At 39.4% G+C, this 20,935-nt stretch carries 22 protein-coding genes; 13 read left to right on the forward strand and 9 right to left on the reverse strand.

Translation table 11 applies throughout. The features are described 5' to 3' along the window. From ACED20_RS00485 to ACED20_RS00525, 9 genes are all read left to right on the forward strand, one after another. On the forward strand, positions 1–156 hold the full coding sequence (locus ACED20_RS00485) for a DUF2256 domain-containing protein (protein ID WP_294199358.1): 156 nt from the start codon (positions 1–3) through the stop codon (positions 154–156). Beyond that, complete coding sequence (locus ACED20_RS00490; RefSeq protein WP_378103260.1) at positions 108–1,406, forward strand: DASH family cryptochrome; 1,299 nt, start codon at positions 108–110, stop codon at positions 1,404–1,406. The genes ACED20_RS00485 and ACED20_RS00490 overlap by 49 nt, the downstream gene beginning before the upstream one ends. Then, on the forward strand, positions 1,391–2,869 hold the full coding sequence (locus tag ACED20_RS00495) for a cryptochrome/photolyase family protein (RefSeq protein WP_378103261.1): 1,479 nt from the start codon (positions 1,391–1,393) through the stop codon (positions 2,867–2,869). Before ACED20_RS00490 ends, ACED20_RS00495 begins: the two co-directional genes overlap by 16 nt. Positions 2,870–3,014: 145 nt before the next feature. Then, a complete protein-coding gene (locus ACED20_RS00500) occupies positions 3,015–3,296 on the forward strand; it encodes a TIGR03643 family protein (protein WP_294224438.1) in 282 nt (93 codons plus the stop codon). Between the two features lie 212 nt (positions 3,297–3,508). After that, on the forward strand, positions 3,509–4,207 hold the full coding sequence (locus ACED20_RS00505; RefSeq protein WP_294224435.1) for an SDR family NAD(P)-dependent oxidoreductase: 699 nt from the start codon (positions 3,509–3,511) through the stop codon (positions 4,205–4,207). 38 nt (positions 4,208–4,245) lie between these two features. Continuing rightward, the gene (locus ACED20_RS00510; protein ID WP_294224432.1) at positions 4,246–4,887 is read left to right on the forward strand and encodes a MarR family winged helix-turn-helix transcriptional regulator; all 642 of its coding nucleotides are present in this window, start codon (positions 4,246–4,248) and stop codon (positions 4,885–4,887) included. Positions 4,888–5,113: 226 nt separating this feature from the next. Further along, a complete protein-coding gene (locus tag ACED20_RS00515) occupies positions 5,114–5,854 on the forward strand; it encodes a YoaK family protein (protein ID WP_294236929.1) in 741 nt (246 codons plus the stop codon). 59 nt (positions 5,855–5,913) lie between these two features. Continuing rightward, the gene (locus tag ACED20_RS00520) at positions 5,914–6,300 is read left to right on the forward strand and encodes a nuclear transport factor 2 family protein (protein WP_378103262.1); all 387 of its coding nucleotides are present in this window, start codon (positions 5,914–5,916) and stop codon (positions 6,298–6,300) included. A gap of 116 nt (positions 6,301–6,416) precedes the next feature. Continuing rightward, positions 6,417–6,917, forward strand: a complete 501-nt coding sequence (locus ACED20_RS00525) for a GNAT family N-acetyltransferase (protein WP_294199366.1) — start codon at positions 6,417–6,419, stop codon at positions 6,915–6,917. An 88-nt stretch (positions 6,918–7,005) separates the two neighbouring features. Here ACED20_RS00525 and ACED20_RS00530 read toward each other — a convergent pair whose 3' ends face one another. Next, a complete protein-coding gene (locus ACED20_RS00530; RefSeq protein WP_378103263.1) occupies positions 7,006–7,686 on the reverse strand; it encodes a type 1 glutamine amidotransferase domain-containing protein in 681 nt (226 codons plus the stop codon). Positions 7,687–8,027: 341 nt separating this feature from the next. Here ACED20_RS00530 and ACED20_RS00535 point away from each other — a divergent pair, with 341 nt between their 5' ends. Next, positions 8,028–9,371 carry a carbohydrate porin gene (locus tag ACED20_RS00535; RefSeq protein WP_378103264.1) on the forward strand — a complete coding sequence of 448 codons (1,344 nt, stop codon included), beginning with the start codon at positions 8,028–8,030 and terminating at the stop codon, positions 9,369–9,371. Between the two features lie 38 nt (positions 9,372–9,409). On the opposite strand, the gene ACED20_RS00540 is transcribed toward ACED20_RS00535, so the two are convergent. From ACED20_RS00540 to ACED20_RS00550, 3 genes are all read right to left on the reverse strand, one after another. After that, a complete protein-coding gene (locus tag ACED20_RS00540) occupies positions 9,410–10,081 on the reverse strand; it encodes a MarC family protein (protein ID WP_294224421.1) in 672 nt (223 codons plus the stop codon). A gap of 108 nt (positions 10,082–10,189) precedes the next feature. Beyond that, complete coding sequence (locus tag ACED20_RS00545) at positions 10,190–10,825, reverse strand: response regulator transcription factor (RefSeq protein ID WP_294199370.1); 636 nt, start codon at positions 10,823–10,825, stop codon at positions 10,190–10,192. Further along, positions 10,818–13,781 carry a sensor histidine kinase gene (locus ACED20_RS00550; protein WP_378103265.1) on the reverse strand — a complete coding sequence of 988 codons (2,964 nt, stop codon included), beginning with the start codon at positions 13,779–13,781 and terminating at the stop codon, positions 10,818–10,820. The genes ACED20_RS00545 and ACED20_RS00550 overlap by 8 nt, the downstream gene beginning before the upstream one ends. Before the next feature lie 861 nt (positions 13,782–14,642). Here ACED20_RS00550 and ACED20_RS00555 point away from each other — a divergent pair. Next, entirely contained in the window at positions 14,643–15,347 is a 705-nt protein-coding gene (locus tag ACED20_RS00555) for a thioredoxin domain-containing protein (protein ID WP_378103266.1), read from the forward strand. 738 nt (positions 15,348–16,085) lie between these two features. Here the strand turns inward: ACED20_RS00555 and ACED20_RS00560 are convergent. Further along, positions 16,086–16,538 (reverse strand): hypothetical protein, encoded by a 453-nt coding sequence (locus ACED20_RS00560; protein WP_294236941.1) that lies wholly within the window; start codon positions 16,536–16,538, stop codon positions 16,086–16,088. 165 nt (positions 16,539–16,703) lie between these two features. Between ACED20_RS00560 and ACED20_RS00565 the strand changes: the two genes are divergently transcribed. Continuing rightward, positions 16,704–16,892, forward strand: a complete 189-nt coding sequence (locus ACED20_RS00565; protein ID WP_294236944.1) for a hypothetical protein — start codon at positions 16,704–16,706, stop codon at positions 16,890–16,892. Positions 16,893–16,979: 87 nt separating this feature from the next. Here ACED20_RS00565 and ACED20_RS00570 read toward each other — a convergent pair whose 3' ends face one another. The 4 genes from ACED20_RS00570 to ACED20_RS00585 all read right to left on the reverse strand — a co-directional run bounded on the left by ACED20_RS00570 (position 16,980) and on the right by ACED20_RS00585 (position 19,491). Continuing rightward, complete coding sequence (locus tag ACED20_RS00570; RefSeq protein ID WP_294236947.1) at positions 16,980–17,369, reverse strand: nuclear transport factor 2 family protein; 390 nt, start codon at positions 17,367–17,369, stop codon at positions 16,980–16,982. Between the two features lie 76 nt (positions 17,370–17,445). Beyond that, positions 17,446–17,922, reverse strand: a complete 477-nt coding sequence (locus ACED20_RS00575) for a Crp/Fnr family transcriptional regulator (RefSeq protein WP_378103312.1) — start codon at positions 17,920–17,922, stop codon at positions 17,446–17,448. An 82-nt stretch (positions 17,923–18,004) separates the two neighbouring features. Continuing rightward, the gene (locus ACED20_RS00580) at positions 18,005–18,127 is read right to left on the reverse strand and encodes a hypothetical protein (protein WP_294224397.1); all 123 of its coding nucleotides are present in this window, start codon (positions 18,125–18,127) and stop codon (positions 18,005–18,007) included. Between the two features lie 29 nt (positions 18,128–18,156). Then, complete coding sequence (locus ACED20_RS00585; protein ID WP_294236950.1) at positions 18,157–19,491, reverse strand: ATP-binding protein; 1,335 nt, start codon at positions 19,489–19,491, stop codon at positions 18,157–18,159. A gap of 612 nt (positions 19,492–20,103) precedes the next feature. Here ACED20_RS00585 and ACED20_RS00590 point away from each other — a divergent pair. After that, positions 20,104–20,934 (forward strand): hypothetical protein, encoded by an 831-nt coding sequence (locus tag ACED20_RS00590; RefSeq protein WP_378103267.1) that lies wholly within the window; start codon positions 20,104–20,106, stop codon positions 20,932–20,934. Position 20,935 lies beyond the last annotated feature (1 nt).

The raw sequence follows: 20,935 nt of genomic DNA on the forward strand, positions 1-20,935 counted from the left end.
ATGCCGTCGGGATTAGCCTCCAAAATCTGCGAAGTCTGCGGATTGCCATTCAACTGGCGTAAAAAATGGAAGAAAAACTGGGACGAAGTCAAATACTGCAGCGAAAGATGTCGGAAAAACAAAAAATCAATATCGTCAGATTTACCAAAGACCTGAGAACACGGGACTCGGAATCTTTGTACAACGCGATGCAGGAAGGGCAGCCTTTTGTTGCCGTATATATTTTTGATGACCGTGATTTCAGCAGCTTAGAGTCTGGAAGCCTGAAAACAGGGAGGTACAGAGCAAAATTCCTGCTGGAAACGGTAAATGATCTTAAGGAAAATTTAAAAAAGAAGAATATTCCTTTTCTCATAAAGAAAGGGAAAACCGGAGATGTATTCAGCGAACTGGCAGAACGCTTTGATATCGTGAAGATCTTCTGCCAGCAGGAATGGACGAAAGAAGAAACGGATCGTGAGATTGAAATCAGGAATGTACTGCCGTCAGCGGAATGGGAAAAATCGTATTCGCAGTTTCTGGTTCACCCCTTATTCGTTTCTAAAACCATGGATAAAGTGCCGATGCTGTTTACGGCTTTCAGGCAGAAAATTGAGAAAAACCTGTTGATCCGGCCGGAGTTTACTTCTGAAAATCTGGTGTATGATAAATCCGGTATCGAAGTTCGATGTGATAATGTTACTCTTGGGTTGCTGGGATATGAAGAACCTGAAACGGATCTAAAAACCGCATTTCCTTTCCGGGGCGGAGAAAGCGAAGCCCTGAAAAGAATGGAATCCTATTTTTCGGAGACCCGGCACCTCAGTAATTACAAAGAAACAAGAAACGGTTTGATCGGAACGGATTACAGCTCTAAATTTTCCGCATGGCTTGCCGACGGGAGCCTCTCTGCGGTGAGCGTTTATCATGAAATTAAAAAGTACGAACAGGAATTCGGCAGCAATGAATCTACCTACTGGCTGGTTTTTGAACTGTTGTGGAGGGATTTTTTCAGATATATTTCGATGGAATACAAAGACCTGATTTTCCGGAAAAACGGGATCAGCAATAAACCATATATTTCAGAAAATGATGAGGAACTCATCCGTCAATGGAAAGAAGGAACCACAGATTCGGATTTTATCAATGCAAATATGCTTGAATTGAAAAATACCGGATGGATGAGTAACCGGGGAAGACAGAACGTTGCTTCTTATTTCTGTAAAATCCTGAAACAGGACTGGCGGATTGGTGCAGCGTATTTTGAAGAATTGCTGATCGATTATGATGTACATAGCAATTACGGCAACTGGATGTACCTTGCCGGTGTAGGAAATGATAACAGAGACCGGGTTTTTAACCCTGAAAAACAGGCAGAAATGTACGACCCTCATCAAGAATTTATACAGTTATGGCTGCAAAAATGAAACATACCGCACAACTGATTTTTCCACATCAGCTTTTTGGGGATACGGACTACCTTGACCAAGATCACCCGGTTTTTCTGGTTGAGGAATTCCTGTTTTTTAAGCAGTACACTTTTCACAAACAGAAAATAGCGTTTCATCGGGCTACGATGAAGTTTTACGAAGATTTTCTGCAGAAAAAAGGCTTTAAAGTGGAGTACATAGAAAGCAATTCCGAATATTCTGATATCAGGAAATTAATTCCGAAACTTGAAAGAGAAGGCTTTGAAACCATCCGTACGACCGACGTCTGTGATAACTGGCTGGAAAAAAGATTAAATGAAACAAAGATTAAGCTTGAAATCCTGGACAGTCCGTTGTTCATCAATACCAGAGAAGATTTAAAGGAATATTTTGAGAATAAAAAATCATATCATCAAACTGATTTCTACAAGCAGCAGAGAATTACACGGAATATCCTGATGAAAACCGGGAAACCTTTGGGTGGAAAATGGACATATGATACGGAGAACCGGAAGAAATATCCCAAAAACCGGAAAGCACCGTCCATTCATTTCCCTGTAAACAATGCCTATTTTAAAGAAGCTAAAGAATATACGGAACAATATTTTGCCGATAACTACGGGAGCCTGACGGATGAGCAGCTGTATCCTGCCACTTTTGAGGAAGCTGAAAAATGGCTGGTCCTGTTTTTTGAAAACCGTTTTGCCGAATTCGGAGTATATGAAGACAGTATCGTGGAAAAAGAACACTTCCTTCATCACAGTGTTCTTTCGCCATTGCTGAATGTTGGTTTGTTAACCGCTGAAATTGTTCTGGAGAAAGCTATTGCTTTTGCAGAGGAAGATGATATTCCGGTGAACTCGCTGGAAGGTTTTGTCCGGCAGATTCTCGGCTGGCGTGAATTTGTGCGTGGTGTCTATGTATACCAGGGAACTTACCAGCGGAATAAAAATTACTGGAATCATACCAATAAGCTCCCGGAAACCTTTTATACAGCGCAAACGGGCATTTACCCGATTGACAGTTCATTGAAAAAAATCCTGAAGACGGGTTATGCCCATCACATTGAAAGACTGATGGTTTTTGCTAATTTCATGAATCTCTGCCAGTTCGATCCTACTGAGGTTTATCAGTGGTTTATGGAAATGTTCATCGATTCCTACGATTGGGTAATGGTTCCGAATGTCTACGGTATGAGCAGCTTTGCCGACGGCGGGAAAATGAGTACGAAACCATACATCAGCGGAAGCAATTACCTGAAAAAAATGAGTGATTATCCAGCCGGAGAGTGGACAGAGAAGTGGGATGCCCTGTTCTGGAATTTCATCCACGAGCACAAAGACTTTTTCCTCAAAAATCCGAGGCTGTCGATGATGGTGCGGACTTTTGAAAAAATGCCTGAGGAAAAGAAGAAACAGCATTTGAAGACCGCAAAAGAAATAGTTGGAGGTAAAGGTTAAGATTAAAATGTAAGCTAAAATTAAACTCAGTGCGCTTTTATAAGTGAAAAGTTTGTGCTGAGCCTGTCGAAGTAGCATTATGGAACTTAAAAACAAGAGGAGTAAAAAGTCTTTGTGAGCTTTGCGTTCAAATAAAAATAAAACAATGAATAAAAATTTCAACACACAACAAACCGACCGCATCATCGAAATGGCCTGGGAAGACCGCACCCCCTTTGAAGCCATCCTTTTTCAGTTTGGGGTCAGCGAATCGGAAGTGATTGAACTCATGCGTTCCGAACTTAAAGAATCGAGCTTTAAGCTTTGGAGAAAACGGGTTAATTCGGGAGTCAGCCAGAAGCATTTGAAAAAACGGAATGATGATATTAAAAGATTCAGATGCAGCCGGCAGCGGACTATTAGTAATAATAAAATTTCCAAGAGGTAGAGGCTGAGGTAAATATTAAGCCTAAGACTTAGGTTAAGATTTTGAAAGGCTGACTTCACTATTGATTAGAATCTTTTCCGGACTTTCTATCAAAAGGCATCAATGAGCAAATAAGGCTTTCCTTCGTCTGGCTCATGATAAACTGGGCTCAGCCTGACAATAAGATGAAAATTTAATTGAAGGATCTAAAAAATAACATCAAAAAAATAAATATGAAAAACATCGTCATCATTGGCTGTGGCAAAGGTATTGGCCTTGCTACTGCAAAAATCCTTTCCGGAGATCACCACATCATAGGAATTTCAAAAACGGAAAACTCAGAACTAAACCATCCGAATATCGAATTTCATGAGATGGATATTCTCTCGGGAAACCCGGACGAAATTCCCTTTCCCGAAGTTGTGGACGGTTTGGTATATGCACCGGGCAGCATTAACCTGAAACCTTTTAACAGGCTTTCTCCGGATGATTTTAAAAATGATTTTGAAATTAATGTAATGGGTGCGGTAAAAATTATCCAGAAGCTCCTGCCTAACCTTAAAAAATCAGGCAGTGCTTCCATTGTCCTCTTCAGCTCTGTGGCCGCAAAACTGGGAATGCCTTTTCATGCTTCGGTAGCAGCCAGTAAAAATGCAGTGGAAGGCCTCACCAAAAGCCTGGCCGCAGAATTTTCCGCACAGAAAATAAGGGTAAATGCTATTGCTCCTTCTCTTACAGATACCCATCTGGCCGCTCAGTTGCTGTCTACTCCTGAAAAGAGGGAGGCTTCTGCGAAAAGACATCCGCTGCAAAGGGTAGGTAATCCCGGGGAAATTGCTTCGATGGCTGCGTTCCTGTTATCCGACCAGGCTTCATGGATTACCGGACAGGTTTTCGGAATAGACGGCGGAATGGGCAGTGTAAAACTTTAGATTGAATTGTTCTTAATTATTTAGATTAAATTTGTATTATGAATACCGACTTTTTCATTAATCTGCTTCACCAGGTAAAAGATTTTGAAAATTCTGAAGCCTGTAAACCTCATTCTACATTGGAGGATTTCCGTTTATGGTTAAATGATAAAAAATACAGGGAAGAAAGCCCGACCAAGCTTTTCAGGAATGAAAGGCATGACGTTTTTTTTACTGAAAACGAAATCTGTAAGCAGGTTCTTTTGCTGGGAAGGTATTCCAAGCAAGCCATCAGAAGAGGACTTAAAGATTTTCCGGAGCTTGCCAATGAAGAATTTACTTACCTGTACCGGCTAAAGGATGAGCCGAATCTTACCAAAATGCAGCTGATCGAGCGTAACGGCCACGAAAAGCAGACCGGTACGCAGATCATCAAGCGTTTGCTGGAATCCGGAATGGTGTCGGAAAAAAATGATGAAAAAGACAAAAGAAGCAAAAGGCTGAACCTTACCGCAAAAGGCGAAAAGGCATTTCATCAATCCGTGGACCGGGTAAACATAACATCCAAATTTTTATCCGGCCAGCTGGATAATAAAGAAAAAGAAACATTACTCGGACTGCTCAAGAAGCTTAACGAATTTCATGGTCATTTTTACCGCGAAGATAAAACTTCGGATCTTGAAACGCTTATTCAGTATTAAACATGAAACCCTTTATTTCAGATTAAGTGTAGAAAAATAAATAATCACATTGTAATTCAATAAACTAGAATGTCTGTCCGTTATAATTTGGGTTAGAAATTTACCTTGTTTAATGTTTGAAGACAACGGCAGAATAGACTTCCAGTTTCCATTTTCCGGCAATTAATCGGAACTACTTTGCAATAAAGATCCTGCATAATTTCGTATTTTTCCATAAAGCAATCTGATGTTCAGGCATAAAGGGAAAGGAAGGACTTATCGGCATAATTTAAAATTAGCTTCATTACTGTCATGCGTTGCCGGTATGGTGAACATCATCGGTGTATTTTCGGTACATACGCTTACCACGAATGTGACCGGGCATTTTGCCTATTTTTCAGAGCAGTTTTTCCTGGAAAATTATGCTTCGGCTTTTACTTTTCTGCTTTACATTCTGGCTTTTTTACTGGGTGCTTTCGTAACCGGGCTGGTGATGGAGCTTGCATCAGGACGGCAATCCCATACTTCTTACATAATTCCTGTTTCCATTGAAATTGTTATTCTTTTTGCAGTAGGACTTTCTTCATTGTACAGCGACGGTCTTAATCCGGTTAGCTCAAAAATCATTTCCGTTTCACTGCTTTTTGCTATGGGTTTGCAGAATGCACTGGTAACGCGGGTTTCGATGTCTGTGGTAAGAACAACGCATCTCACCGGGCTGTTTACGGATTTGGGCATCGAACTTTCCCAGCTGCTGACCCACGGAAAACCGCAGAAAGCAATGCTTCTCAGAAGTATATTTTTAAAACTTATGATCATTAGCGGATTCTTTTTAGGAGGTATCACGGGAGGTTGGCTTTACCGGTATTTTTCCTTACAGACACTTATGCTTCCGGTACTTATTCTGTCGTTTGCCTTATGGTACGATAAAGTCCTTTTTCGGTATTACCATTTAAAACGGAAATATCGGGTAAAAAACGGAGAATAAGAAGATTTTTATAGTTGAATTCTTTACTTTTATCTTTGGAACATTTAAATTTTATTTCAATGGAAAACAGGGAGCGGTATATTACGGTGATCGAGAATTATATCAGTGCATATAACCGTTTTGATGTTAAAGGAATGTGCCGGGATCTGAGCGAAGATATTTTGTTTGAAAATATATCCGATGGAAATGTTGACATGAGTATTAAAGGGATCGAAAACTTTAAAAAGCAGGCGGAAGCTGCAACAGCTTACTTTTCGGAAAGACACCAGCGTATTGACAGCTGGAACTTCAACAACCATGTTGTAACCATAGAAATCAGTTACCAGGCAACTCTGGCTATTGATCTGCCCAATGGAATGAAGAAAGGGAATATGCTTACATTAAAAGGAATCTCAGAGTTTGTTTTTGAAGACCATGAGATTATTTCGCTTAGAGATATCAGTTAAAATACAAAAGATACCGATTGTAATCCATTGACTTTCTTACACGCATGTTGAACGTTTTTACAGTAATTTTTGTCAATCAGGATACATTATGTTAATTTTGAATGAATTAAAAAATTATGAAGCAGACACTCATCAGAAAAGTTGAAAAATCAGACAATGAAGCACTTGCAGAACTTATAAAAGATACTTTTACGGAATTTGATGCGCCGAAGGAAGGAACCGTTTATTCCGATCCTACCACATCAGATTTGTTTTCGTTATTCAGAAAAGAGAATTCCGTACTTTGGGTTGGCGAAATCGACGGGATTATCTCCGGTTGTTGCGGCATCTATCCTACAGAAGGCCTGCCGGAAGGATGTGCGGAACTGGTGAAATTTTACCTTTGCCCCTCAGCAAGGGGAATAGGGTTAGGAAAAAGCCTGATGCATCAGAGTGTTGCCAGTGCCAAAGAAATGGGTTACACAAATATATACCTGGAAAGTCTCCCGGAATTTTCAAAAGCGGTAAAGATGTATGAAAACTCAGGCTTCCGTCTGCTGGAAAATCCACTGGGTAATTCCGGCCACGGCTCATGTACGGTATGGATGATCCGAAGTCTGGATGATATTGAACTGTAATAATCAGGAATAATTTAACCGTAAAAGCTACAGAAGCTGTTTATCTGTACTTTTACGGTTAAAATAAAGTAAAATAAATGTTTTCTTATTATTTTTTCAGTGCCGCCATCAGTTTTTCTGCCGTACTTTCGGATGAAGCCGGGTTCTGTCCTGTAATTAGGAGTCCGTCTTCCACGACATGAACGCCCCAGTCATCTGTTTTTGAATACTCACCTCCGGCATTTTTCAGTTCGTCTTCCACGAGAAAAGGAACGACATCGGTCAGCTGAACCACTTCTTCTTCCGTATTGGAAAAGCCTGTCACTTTTTTACCTTTTACAAATGGTTCGCCGTTTTCCAACCTGATGTTTTTAAAGACGCCCGGTGCATGGCATACTGCTGCCACGGGTTTTTTGCTGTTGTAGAAGTCGAGAATTAAGCTTTGGGAATCTTCATCATTGGCCAAATCCCACAGAGGCCCGTGTCCTCCAGGATAAAATACGGCATCATAATCTTCCGCTTTCTGCTCACTTAATTTTTGAGTGTTTGCGATAATATCCTGTACTTCCTTATCCTCATAATAGCGCTTTGTAGCAGGTGTCTGCGCGTCCGGGTCTTCACTTTTCGGATCAATCGGTGCCTGTCCGCCCTTTGGAGTGGCCACCACAATATCGAATCCCGCATCTTTCAAAGAATAATAAGGGGCTGCAAATTCTTCTACCCAAAAGCCTGTTTTTTTTCCTGTGTTTCCAAGTTCATCGTGAGAGGTAACTACAAATAGTACTTTCATTTTATGTAATGTTATTTTAATTGTTTCAGATGTAATGTTGAGAAGGTATTTCTGTAAAGATCACTTCCGGTATATCGTACACTTCGATTTAACTGAATAAATTCCATACGCGGAAAAAGAGATACAACTTTGCTGCCAATCCCCTATATTTTTTTAGACAAGTATTTTTATCTTAAATTTTTTAATATGCGATAAATATATTTCTTTAACTGCCCAGGCTGATTTGCTCTCTGTTAAAAATAACCGGAAAATTTTTCTGCCGGTTTTCATAAAAAAGATGTTTGTTGTTACCAGGCTTCGTAAATAGTATTTATTATATTTATATTCATTTTTGAGCATCTATGAAAAGAATATTGATATTGGTACCGGCAGCCGTACTGGCGTGTAATCTGTGGTCTGCCCAACAAGTAAAGGATACAGTGTCGTCCGGCTGGACAACCCATTTTCAGTCAACGGTCATTGCTCAGAAGCATTCGGGTTTTGCCGCGGCTTACAGCGGAGATAATTCACTTGACAATGGAGTGGAGCCGGCGGCCACCAGCCTTACAGGTACCCTGTTTATCGGGCGGAAGCTTTGGAAGGGAGCTACGCTTTATTTTAATCCTGAAGTGTCGGGAGGAAAGGGGCTGAGCTTTGCAACAGGAGTCGCGGGAGCACTGAACGGGGAAACTTATAGGGTCGGGGAAGTATCGCCTCAGGTATTTATTGCCAGGGCTTACCTCCGTCAGCACATTGCATTGCCGGGTGAGGGTTATGAATATCTTCAGGATGATCTGAACCAGGTACCAGAGCGGGTTCCTGCCAACAGGATCACCATCAGTGCGGGAAAGTTTGCCGTAGCCGATTTTTTTGATGGAAATGCCTACAGCAAAGATCCGCGCACTCAGTTTTTCAACTGGAGCATTTGGGCAAACGGGTCTTGGGATTACCCTGCCAATACAAGAGGATATACTTTTGGGGCCGTGGTGGAAATTATTAAACCGAAATGGGCGTTGAGATTTTCAAGCGTCGCGGTTCCCCGCATTGCTAATTTTCATCTTTTGGAATACAATATTTCTAAAGCGCATTCTGAAACCGTGGAGCTGGAACACGGTTTTTCGATCCGTAAACTTCCCGGGAGAATCCGGCTGATTGCCAGCCATACCCGATCTCAGGCACCCTCTTATGAAGAAGGACTTCAGGCCATCAGTAAGGGAGATGCATTTTTGCTTGATGTGATCCGCGGGAAGGAAGAACATAAAATGTACGGAGGAAAAAAGATCGGTTTCGGACTCAATGTCGAACAGCAGCTTACTGCCGATATCGGATTTTTCGGCAGGGCAGGGTGGAATGACGGAAAATATGCTACCTGGGCTTTTACGGAGATCGACAGAAATATTACTGCAGGGTTTTCTATAAAAGGAAGAGGCTGGAATCGTGTGGATGATGTCGTAGGAATAGGCTTTGCCAGTAACGGCATTTCGCAGGATCACCGGGATTTCCTGAAAGCGGGTGGCTACGGATTCATTATCGGCGACGGCAATTTGAATTACGGTAGGGAATCTGTTCTTGAAATGTATTATAATGCAAAACTGACGGGCTTTTTATGGGTCACTTTAGATTATCAGTATGTCAAGAATCCTGCCTATAATAAGGACCGTGGGCCGTTTCATGCCTTCGGGGTCCGGTCTCACGTGCAGTTTTGAACATGGTTTTAAAAGAATTTAGAAAATAGGAAACAGGATCAAAACTGATGGAAAATGCCTTTTACACCTGTAACGGCGATTTCCAGTCCGACACAGAAAATAAGGAAGGCAAAGATGCGGTTGGCAATATTCTGCCCGTTGGCACCCAGCTTTTCTATAATTTTTTTGGTATGGCTGTAGAAGAAAAATACCAAAGCGCACATAAAAAGAATGGCAAGAATAATAGCGGAAGTATTGATGAGGTAATTTTCCCAGTTTTTGTCTGCACTGTGTGCACTCAGCGTAAAAAGTACGGAGATGGTTCCCGCTCCGGTGGTTATCGGAAAAGTAAGCGGATAAAATAGCTGATCTGAAATATCGGATTTTCCAGAATCTTTTTCTTCCGTAATATTCTTGTCGCTGTTTTCCTGCTGATCCGAAGAAAGAGATGCCCAGCCCATCTTGCAGATGAGAATTCCTCCCGCCACCTGGATCACCGGGATGGAAATTCCGAAAAGCTCCAGAATCCAATGGCCGGCAAATAAAGAAACGATACAGATAAAAAAAGCATAGACCGTAATTTTTCTGACGGCATTTCTTTTCTGGTTCTCCGAAAGTTTAGCCAGATACGGATTGATAATTAATGCAGATCCGATAGGATTAACTACCGGAAAAAGCGCAATGATCCCAATAAATAAAAGATGCAAAAAAGAATGATACTCTGCCAGCATAATATTCCCCTGAATTACTAGTGAAAAGTAAATTTAATAATTTAATGTATAACTATTCATAAAAATGACACATGTCTGTCTGTTAGATTGCAATAATGGTATTCGGTTTTACATTTTATCCCCGGAATAACTCTCGCATATTTTGATAAGATCTGCTATGTTGCTGGTTCCCAGTTTTTTATAGATCCTTTTTTTATAAGTGCTTATCGTAGGCATCCGGATATCGAGGATGTTGGATATTTCCAGGCTGCCTTCGCCTTTCGCCATCAGTGTAAGGATCTGATATTCCCTTTCGGATAATTTTTCAAGCGGATTTGCCGGCAGTGGCTTACCGGAATTTTTAAGAAGATACTGGGTGATTTTTAAAGGGTAATAATAGCCTTCTTCCAGCATTTTTTTCACAGCTTCCGCAATCTCCTCCACTTTGCTAAGCTTGTTCAGATAACCATCGGCGCCTTCCTGGATGTACTGCAGGGCTACCGATTCATCATGCACGGAGAAGATCAGTATTTTGGTTTCTGCCCGGATCTCCTTTATTTCAGAAATCATTTTTTTGTTTTTGCTTTCCGGCATGTTGATGTCCAGTATAATCAGGTCATAAGGCTGAGAAGTGACTTTTTCGAGAACTTCGATGTAGTTTTCTGCCGTGTCGATTATAATGTCTTTTATTTTCGATTCCAGGATAAGGCTTGTACCGGTTAAAACGATATCATGATCGTCTGCAATAAGGATTTTTTTACTCATCTGCTATGTTGTTAATAATTATTCTGAAAACAACACCGGAAGGTGTATTATTTTCCAGTTCTATTGTAGCCCTCAGGATATGAGCCAGCTGCAGGACCAGATGCAGCCCCATCCCATATTTCTGAAGCAGCAGCTTTTCATTATCAATATTCTTGTGAAGAGAGGTGTAATATTCGATCTGCGACGGGCTCATGCCGGTTCCGTTGTCTTTAATGATAATAACCGTAGTATTACGGGTAACTTCAGAATCAATTGAGATATTGCCGTTTTTCGTAAATTTTACCGCATTGTCCAGGAGGTTATGAATAATAACGGATAATGTATTTCTGTTGATGTCCAGATAAGCATCGGGATCCACCGTATTGCTGATGATGGTATTGCTGTTGCCGGCAATAGGATCGAAAAGCTCTTTTTTTTCTTCTATAAGATCATAGAGTGCATAAGATTCCTTTTTATCGCTCCTGTAATTGTTGTAAATATCCGCATATTCTTTTAAGGCCAGGGTAAAATTGTAAAGCTGGCCGGAAGATTTTGAAATGGAGGTGAGAATTTTCTGCAGTTTTTCCGTATCGTTGCGGTCATTTTCGAGAATATCCTGGGAAGCAAATGCAATAAACCTGATGGGTGTTGCAATATCGTGGGTGATAGTCCCAATAAGTTTTTTCTGCTGCTCAATTTCATTATTCAGCTGGCTTTTGGTTTTCTCCAGGTTTTCCACGGCAGCGGAAAGCTTTTTTGTACGGGCATCAATAATGTCTTCCAGCAGACGGTTTTTTTTCTTTAAAATTCTTGTCCTGATCTTTACAATGCACATGATAATAAGAAGCAGAAGCAAAATACACAACACCTTAAACCATGCTCTCTGATAGAAATAGGGAGTAACCAGGATATGTATTTTTTTATACACATACGTCTCATTGTCTGAAGTTAGTATTTTGAAAGTATACAGATGATCTCCGTAAGAGGGATTAAACAAAGTTACTTTTGCGCCCTGTTCAATATTTTCCCATTCTTCTCCTGATCCACGGTTCAGCTTTATAACAATATTATTACGGTTTGCAAAATAAGGGATATCAATAAAAAGATCGATTTTCTGTACCTCCTGATCGACAGTTAGTTTTTCGGAAAACCGGATCTCTTTTCCGTCTATTAAAGCTCTTTCCAGATAGAAGTTTTTCGGATATGTACTTCTTGTTTTCAGCGGATTGAAAAATACAAGTCCATTTAGGGAGGGAAGAACAAAATCTCCGTCTTTTAATATGTTTCCACAGATGTTGCTGCCGCCATTAAATTCGTTGGTATTGAACCCTTCATCTTTCGTATAGCGGTAATAATGAACTTCGTTTTTTCTATGGCGTGCAAATTCCAAAAGATTATGTTCACGCACTCTGTACAGTCCGTTATTAGTCGGAATCCAGAAAAAATGCTTCTGATCTTCCAGTATGGTATGTGCCGAAAGTAAGTTTTTATCGGGATCCAAAGGCATTTTGATGAGTTCATCATTTTTCAGAAGATAGAATCCTTTTCCCAGCGTCGTAATCCAGAGATCGCCGTCGTTGCTAAGGATAATGTTCCTTATATAAATATCTTTTTCCGTTCCGATTTCTTTTGTCTTAAAAGTACTGAGCGAAATTTTAACAAGACCGTGGATGGTACCTACCCACAGGAAGCCGTTGGCCATCAAAAGTCTGGTAGGCTCCGAATCCAGATGGATAACCCTCTCTACCGTATTAAAAGACCGGTCTTTATAGATGTACAGGCTTCCTCCGAGAAACTGTCTCGACATAGGCCTGGTAACGGTGTAATAGTGCTTATCATCATATAGAAAATCCACCACAGTACTGGTGGTTTTCACAGCCAGGTTTCTTGCCGAAAAAGAAGATGATTTCAGATAGGTATAAAGCCTTCCCGAATCCTGTACGATAATATTTTGATCCGGATCATAATTCATAAAATACTGACTGTCTGAAGTAAATGACCTGTCACTAAGCATACCGTTCCTATTGTATAATTGTCCTTTGGGAGTTATGATGCTTGTATTATCATAAGGGAGGGTAGAATAAAACACGGTAGTGCTGCTGTTTTTCTCTTTTGTTGCAGAAAACTGGTGGAAACTCAGGACCGTAAGGCCTTCAATGCTGCTTCCCAGATACAGCTTCTGATATACTTTATCATAATAAATACAGGTTAAATGCTGAAGATTGATATTGCCTGCATCAGCAATAAGCGTGCTGCCGAAACGTCCTTTTTCAAAAGAGAGACTGTATATTTTCTGATCTTTAATAATAAAAACACTGTTGTTGACCCGGCTCCATACAAGAGTACTGTTTGTATCCGTTACGACAGGAATGTCGTATTGTGTCTTAATTCTTCCGTTTACGATGCCATATACTTTTCCTGATGCATAATCTATATGGAAAAGTTTTTCATTAAGTGTGAAAATTGTCCTTCTTTTTTTATATACTGTATTGATTTTAAGAAGTTTCTCTTTTGAAGACAGCGGATTTATGTTTATAACGGAAGAATCGGTAATAAAATAACACCCTTCTTTCATCATCATATAAAAAGGGTTTCCCTGATTAGGATGATAATTGTAGCTTTCAGAAAGTCTGCGATTATGGTCGTATTTATATTTGAATCCGAAATGTCCCGTACTTTTAAGGACTTTTGCCGTTCTGTTATGAAGCAGCACCGTATGGTAACCGGCACCGGTAAATATACTGTCTTTCTGGACATTGCCGTAAAAGAAAGTAAACCGCTGGTTATTGATCGGAAAATCTTTAAATATATTAAATACAGATCCGTCATAGCGTACTACGCCGTTTTCCGTCGTAAGCCATATAAATCCGTATCTGTCTTTTACAATATCTTTTACGCTGTTCTGAGGCAGGCCGTTATCCGTATTGTAATGGGTAACAGTGTAGTTCTGACTGCACAGAGGCAAACAGATAAGCATAAAAACAAAAAGCAACAGCCTGCTGGACAAAATGAAATTTTGTTACAATAATACATCAATTTATTATCTGATCAATATACCCCTGACATTTTTCAGGAAAGTTAGATCATAAACTTCAGTGGCTAAAGAGCTTACTGACCGCTGAAAACCGCTTTAAAATGTAAAAGTTACAGAATGCGGTGAATTTATAATTCTGCTTTCCGTAACTTTTTTAATAATTTACCTGATAATTCAGATGACGTAAAAATCAGGCTATATATTTACATTGTGTTTTCAATACTTTGGAATTCAATAAATAATAAATATAATTTGAATAAACGAGGGGTGGTTTATTCATTAATATTTGAATTAATATATCCGATTCCTGAACAGCATCTTGTTTCTGATATCAGATTATAATTCTTACCCCTGACTTCCTGAAAACTATACAATAAAAATCATTTATCTTTACTGTATCAGCTTTGTTTTAAGTACACTGCAAAAGTATTTATAAAGACGGAGATTGTAGCAGCAGGATATGTAGAAATGAAATGGCATATTTGTAGAATTAATTCTACAAAATAAGATTGCTGTAGTGAGGTAATTAATTTAAAGCCGTCTGTTAATCGTAACTTCCGGTGTTTTAATTAGCATATTTTAATTGCAAGCATCAGGGAAATCAGACATATCAGGCTGAAAAATTGAGAGAAGAACTACTTCCGAAGATATTTTCCATTTCCTGTCAACTTATTATCTGCTGGGCTGGAATATAATTTCTGTTCATGTGAATTGATTACTTCTAAGAAAAATTTCCCGAACTTTGCTGGAAATCCGGATTCCTTCTACTGATTCTGGACTTCATTACGATAAAAGGAAATTAATATGTACAGAAATCTTATCGCTATACTATTTTTACTATTGCTTCCGGGATCCGGTAATGCGCAGGAAATCATTAATACAAATAGCCTGCCTGCAATAGAATTTTCACAGAAATTAAATCAGACAAAAGATGCTCAGCTGGTGGATGTAAGAACACCCGGTGAATTCCGTAACGGACATCTAAAAGATGCCCTGAACATCGATTGGAAAGCAGAAGATTTTACCGGAAAAGTAGCAGCCCTGGATAAGAATAAACCGGTTTTCGTTTACTGCATGAGTGGGCCCAGAAGTACGGCTGCGGCGGCGAAGCTTCAGGAGATGGGATTCAAAAAAGTTTATGACATGCAGGGCGGAATGATGAAATGGAGAAATGCCAATCTTCCTGAAATTAAGCTTGCAACGTCGGCCGGGATGAGCCTTGCCCGGTATCATGAACTGCTGAAAAGCAGAACTCCGGTTCTGGTGGATTTCTATGCAGAATGGTGTGCTCCCTGTAAAAAAATGGAACCCTATCTTGAAAGAATTGCAGCCGGAATGCAGGATAAAGTAAAAGTAGTAAGGATAAACGCAGATGAAAATACGGAACTTTGCAAAGCACTGGATGTTTCTGCGCTTCCCGTTTTAAAACTGTATAAAAATAATAAGATGGTTTGGGATCATTTAGGCTTAGCAACGGAAGAAGAGATTAAAAAACAGATTTTACAGTAATGCTTGAAATTTAAAAAGGCTTAAAGCGATTCTTTTTCTGAAACTAAAATATTTCTTTAAAAATAGTGAATACTTTTTCAACCGGCTGAAAAAATAATCAGGATCTTAAGAGGAAACTTAGAGCCTGTTTAAGAGCCTGTTTAAATTTTAATTCAGCGAACTTTCCGTCATTTCTCTTAATTTTCTGAATTAAATAAACTTTGTTTATTCTTCACTTTAATACGATGATTTCAATTGATTTAATTGAATATTGCCGGGCAACCGGCATATTGATTTTTTAAGCTAAAATGCCTTAAATTCTTAATGTTAAAATATAAAAGGTAAATTTAAACAGGCTCTAAATTGTAACGAACAAAATTTTTTCTCCTGTCTCTTTAAAAAAAATAAATTTTGTTTATTTCTAACTTTACCGCTACGGAAACTTTGTTTGAAAAGCTTTATCTCACTGAATCAAATGAAGCAAGTGAATAATTGATTTTTTAAACTAAATATTATAATTGCTTACCGGTAAAACACGCGTTTTTGCCATAAAGTTTAGTGAATCATGAGTAAAGGTGAGAAAAGATCTCACCTTAAATTTATTTGTCGACGTAAAGCGTTTTCCTCTTCAAATTAACGCCCAACACTCAAAAATTCAAAATTTGTTCTTACACAGATTTCCGCCTACCGGGATAACAAAAATTATTTTGTATGAAGAATAGTAATAATGATTTTGACATTAAAACATTATATGAAGGATTACCATTTCATTTCTCCGGTGTTGACCTTGGCACCTAATTGCAGTCCGGTTTCAAACGTAAGATCCGGATATTTTGCTTTGATGGATTGAACCAATTCTTCTGAAGTCTTGGCTGTTCGAAGTGCCTCTTCATAATTTTTGATATATTCTTTGGTGTGAACCAATGATTTTAAATTAAAAGAATCTGAATTTTTGGCATGTGCAGGGATAACGGTTGCCGATTCATATTCAGCAATTTTATCCAGTAAGTCAATCCATTGCTGGCGGTCCGAAGCAGTCTGTGCATCGGCCATCCATAAATTAAAAGTATTGCCGAATATATTGATGCCGCCAATTACAGCCTTCGCTTCCGGAATCCACAGGAAGATTTTATCAGGAAACTGTTCCAGACCGATGACCTTCAGCGTATACCCTTCCAAATCGATCTGGTCGCCATTCAGGATCTGCGGCAATAGAACATTACTGGTGATTTTATCCCCTAGGCGGCCGCCCCATACTTCCAGTTTCTTCTGTGAGGAAGCTTTAATTTTTTCAACTACTGCAGGTACGGCGTAGGCAGTTACTTTCGGGAAATATTTTTTAAATACCTCAAGCCCGAAATAAAAATCCGGATCATTATGGGAAATATAAATTGCTTTGAGATTTTTTCGGACGACCGGATTCTCTGTGCCACTGTTTCGGCATCTGCCAGTGTAAACTACGCATCCACCAATACAGCATCTTCCTTACCGGATATAATTACTGAAGCTACTCCAAAGCTATCTTCGGATGCATTGAATATTTCAGGGCTCAATGGTCCTGCTTGAACTGTTCTGAAGTTTTTTTGTTGGTTTTCCATAATAAATATATGTATGATTAAATTAGTACGATTGATTACTGAATTGCTCTATCAATTAATGATATGCGTCTGCCACTGTTTTGCTGTCTACAAACTGTTCGAAACTAATGATTTTTCTCTTATGAAGTTTACACAGGTGTGCTACCCTTGCTTCAAAGTACCGGCCGGTTGTATTACTTGTGCCGCTACAGGTTCCGTATGCTACAACCTGATCACCGTCTGCCTGATAATTTTCGGGAGTAAATTTGTGATTGTCCCATTCACTTCCGAGCTTGCTGAAAACACTTCGGGTAATTTCTTCCAGGCCGATATAGGTGCCGCCATAAGGGAAACCTTTCGCTTCGGTCCAGCTGATATTTTCGTCGGCATACAGGGCAAGATTGCGTCCGTTCTCCTCAGAATTTTTGCCTTCATACGTACTTTTAATAATGTCTACGTTATTCATATTGTAATTTTTTAGTGAAGTAGGAGACAAAGGTAAGCCGGGTTAGGACGTAAAAAGATTGAACTATATGAATAAATCATAATAATTTTTTTTGGATAATCTTATGGCGTATCCGGCTCACAAATTCATGGCTGATGCTAAGATAGGCTGCAATGTGAACATCGGTAAGCCTTTGCGCCAGCAGAGGATACTTTTTGATGAAATTAAGATAGCGCTGATCAGACTGTACGCTCAGGTTCTCAATCATACGACGCTGCAGGGCCACATAGAAACGCTGCGTCATTACCCGGAAAAGTTTTTCTATCCCTGGTATATGATTATAAGCGTATTCTTTATCATTCTTACTTATAATTAATATTTCACTTTCCTCAATGGCATCAATGTTCAACTGAGAAGGATGCTGATGCGTAAAGCTGTCTATATCCGCTAGCCACCAGCCTTCCATGGCAAAATATAAAATCTGCTCGACAGCATCTTGATTGGTATGATATACCTTAAAAAGCCCCTTGGTTACAAATGCTTCAAATCCTGACGTTTCCCCCTCTTTGAGTATTGTTTAATAGTCGGCTACTAAGGAAAAAAAGACTTTAAAATAAGACAGGTAAATACATAAGCGGTATGGATGAGCTTCATATTTAAAATACAGCAACTCCTGGAGTAAAAGCAGAAAAGAATATGGGCTTTCTATGATAGCCGGCTTTTTCTTTATCAACAGAATCATCTTTTTCAGTACATTCTGCCATCGCCGGATTTTTCATTTGCCTTTTTTTATTGGTGGCTGGGGGTATTAAGGCGTCTGATCGGAAAGCTTTGAACTGCTTTTCTCTGAATTAAATGCAGATGATTGATTTTCAATGGACAAAGCTTGCAATAAAATATCTGAAGTAAGCTGTTTTTCACCGGTTTTATATAAAGCCAAAGCACAACGACGGATCACATTGACAATACATCCACCGGATATTTCGGCCTCAGCAGCAGTTCTCAATAATTCTTCCCTGTTTTCCTGTAGCCAATCGTCAGGAATCATCTGCTTCCATAAGCTGAGCCTGGTATCCTGGTCGGGCATCGGGAAATACAGGACCGATTGAAAGTTCGTGGAAAACGCCTTTACAGGATTATCTTTAGGATGGGTAATAGCCATGATTATCATTCCGGGAAAATCTTCGATGCGCTGAAGAAGATAAGACCTTATTTCCTGATTGATTTCCCAGCGGTTTTGTAAAGCGTATTCGGAATTCATTTCCATTAATTTATCAGCTTTATCGAAAAACAGGATCCAGTTCTTTTGCTCGGCAAAGTCAAAGATACGGGCAATATTTTTTTCGGTTTCTGCAGTACATGCCGCAGTAATTAAGGACACGTCGATCCGGTAAACATCCATGCCGTGTTGCTTTCCCAACAGTGATGCTGTCAGGGTCTTTCCTGTTCCCGGAGGACCGTAAAACAGGCATCGGTAACCTGGTTTTATATATTTGTCAAGATTCCAGCGTGACCTGATTTCCTGCGCATGGCAAAGCCATCCCGAAATATTTTCCAATTCTGTCATTAAAGAGGGGGTAACAATGAGATCATTCCAATCGAGAGGGGTGGTTATTAACTTTGCAGGAAAATCTGTGCTGTAATCCGGTTTGTAATTTTTATTTTTCAGCACTTTGGCGAGGAACTCTTCCGATACACAGAGTTTTCCGCTGAGGAAAGGTTCGCCTTTTCCCTGTTCTTCAAGGTGCAGAATGTTTTGCCTGTAAAACCAGTGTTCTTTGCCGAATAGCTGCATTACCCGCAAACGGTTTTGAGGATCCTCAAGAGATAATAAAAAAGCAGCAGTTTCTCCGGTTGGCAGAAAACCTTTATGCGAACTTCCTTTCCAGCCTCCGAATTCGGTGTAAGGGCGGTCGAGATTCTTATTCAGGATAAAAAACAGATCCAGTGTCTGAGGATTGAGATGTGGCATAAGAGCCAACAGCAAAACGATGATTTCTTCCCAATCCGGATCCTGCCCGGTAAGAGCAGAAAGCTCTTTTCCGTCTAAGGGTACTTCCCGAAGGGATTTATAATGACCTTCCTGCCCAAAATATAAGGATAAAGCAGTTTGTATAATTTCTGAAAAAATTGAATCAAACATTATTGTTACCAGATGAATATTAGATCTTGATGAAAATTGTCTTCGTAATCACTCCACAGCCTAATTTAAAGACCACAATATACTTAATTAAATCATTCACTACATATAATTCTGCAGATTATTAAGTCTGTATAAGAGTTAAATAATTGATTAACATCGATCTACGTTTTTTTTTTTTTCTGTTGAGGGCATTTGCCTGAAGGCGGATTAGTACCCCTTACCAGTCGGGAGCATCTGTCTGAATTTTTCAAATGCGGTGACTTTACTGCAACTACAGATTGGGAAGGGCGAAAAACTTTCACAGGACTTAAAAAAAAGTGAATTTTGAATTCTAAAGAAGAGTGAATAACAATTTTGTCTAACAGTTATTGAAAACAGCAGACCGGAAATATATGATATATAGGCCATATTGTTGATATAAAATTCCCAGGTATGCACAAAAATGTCTTTCGGGATAAAATGATTATAAAATTCACTGATAAAAAGAGTGACAAGAGAATCAAAATTACCATCGCTTAGAAATACAAAGCTTCATATATGGCCACGGAATTCTGAATGATCAGAGCCTTTCTCAAATTATCAATTTTATTAAAAACTAATTTCAGCAATTCAATGAATACACCATTAAATACAATTTTAAATTGGTTCAAAACTGGGGAAATTCCTACGGAAGCACAGTTTGAAGCAACATTTTTAGCCTTTTTTCATAAAGATGATCCAATTCCAAGGGAAAATATTAAAGGGTTAAAAGAAATTCTTCAGTCATTTGTCGATGCAGGAGCATTTCAGGAGCATTTAAAAGATCCTGAGGCACATTCCGGCTATCTGGCTTTGCTGAATGCCGGTAATCTAACCTCCACTAATGTGAGCAGCTGGAAAAATAAACTCGGAATCGGCAGTATGGCGACAACCGACAGCTCTGATCAGACAGGTAATACGTATACTAAAATCCAGATAAACGGCTTCGTTGACGCATTGAAGGACACAGATAAAGAACTGGCGCTGAAGATAGAAGATATAAGCAAGATACTTTTATCTAATGACCTGTCTTTAGATGAACTCCAGGAAATTGTTGATTTTATAAAAAAAAGCCGGGATGATCTTGAAGCTTTAAAGGCAGGCTTGTCCGAAGATAAAATAAAGCTTCTGCTTGACTATAACGGATTGAACAACCCCAGAAACCAGCAGGAATTCAACAAACAAATGTACGATAAGGTACTTTTAATATCAGAGACACGTACCAGTGCAGTAGTACAGGTCACGGAAAGTGCTGTATTCCCTAATGTTCTTGAAACGGAAAATGTAATCATCCAGGCCCGGGACAGCGTGACCGGCAAAAAAATAAATATCGACGATTATGCCACCAATCAGACTATAGAGGTTAAAATATTTGGTGACCTCGTCAATCCAATCAACATTCTCATTTTAAAAGTTAAACCATAAA

It is taken from the genome of Chryseobacterium sp. sg2396, assembly GCF_042610505.1.
Lineage (GTDB): Bacteria > Bacteroidota > Bacteroidia > Flavobacteriales > Weeksellaceae > Chryseobacterium.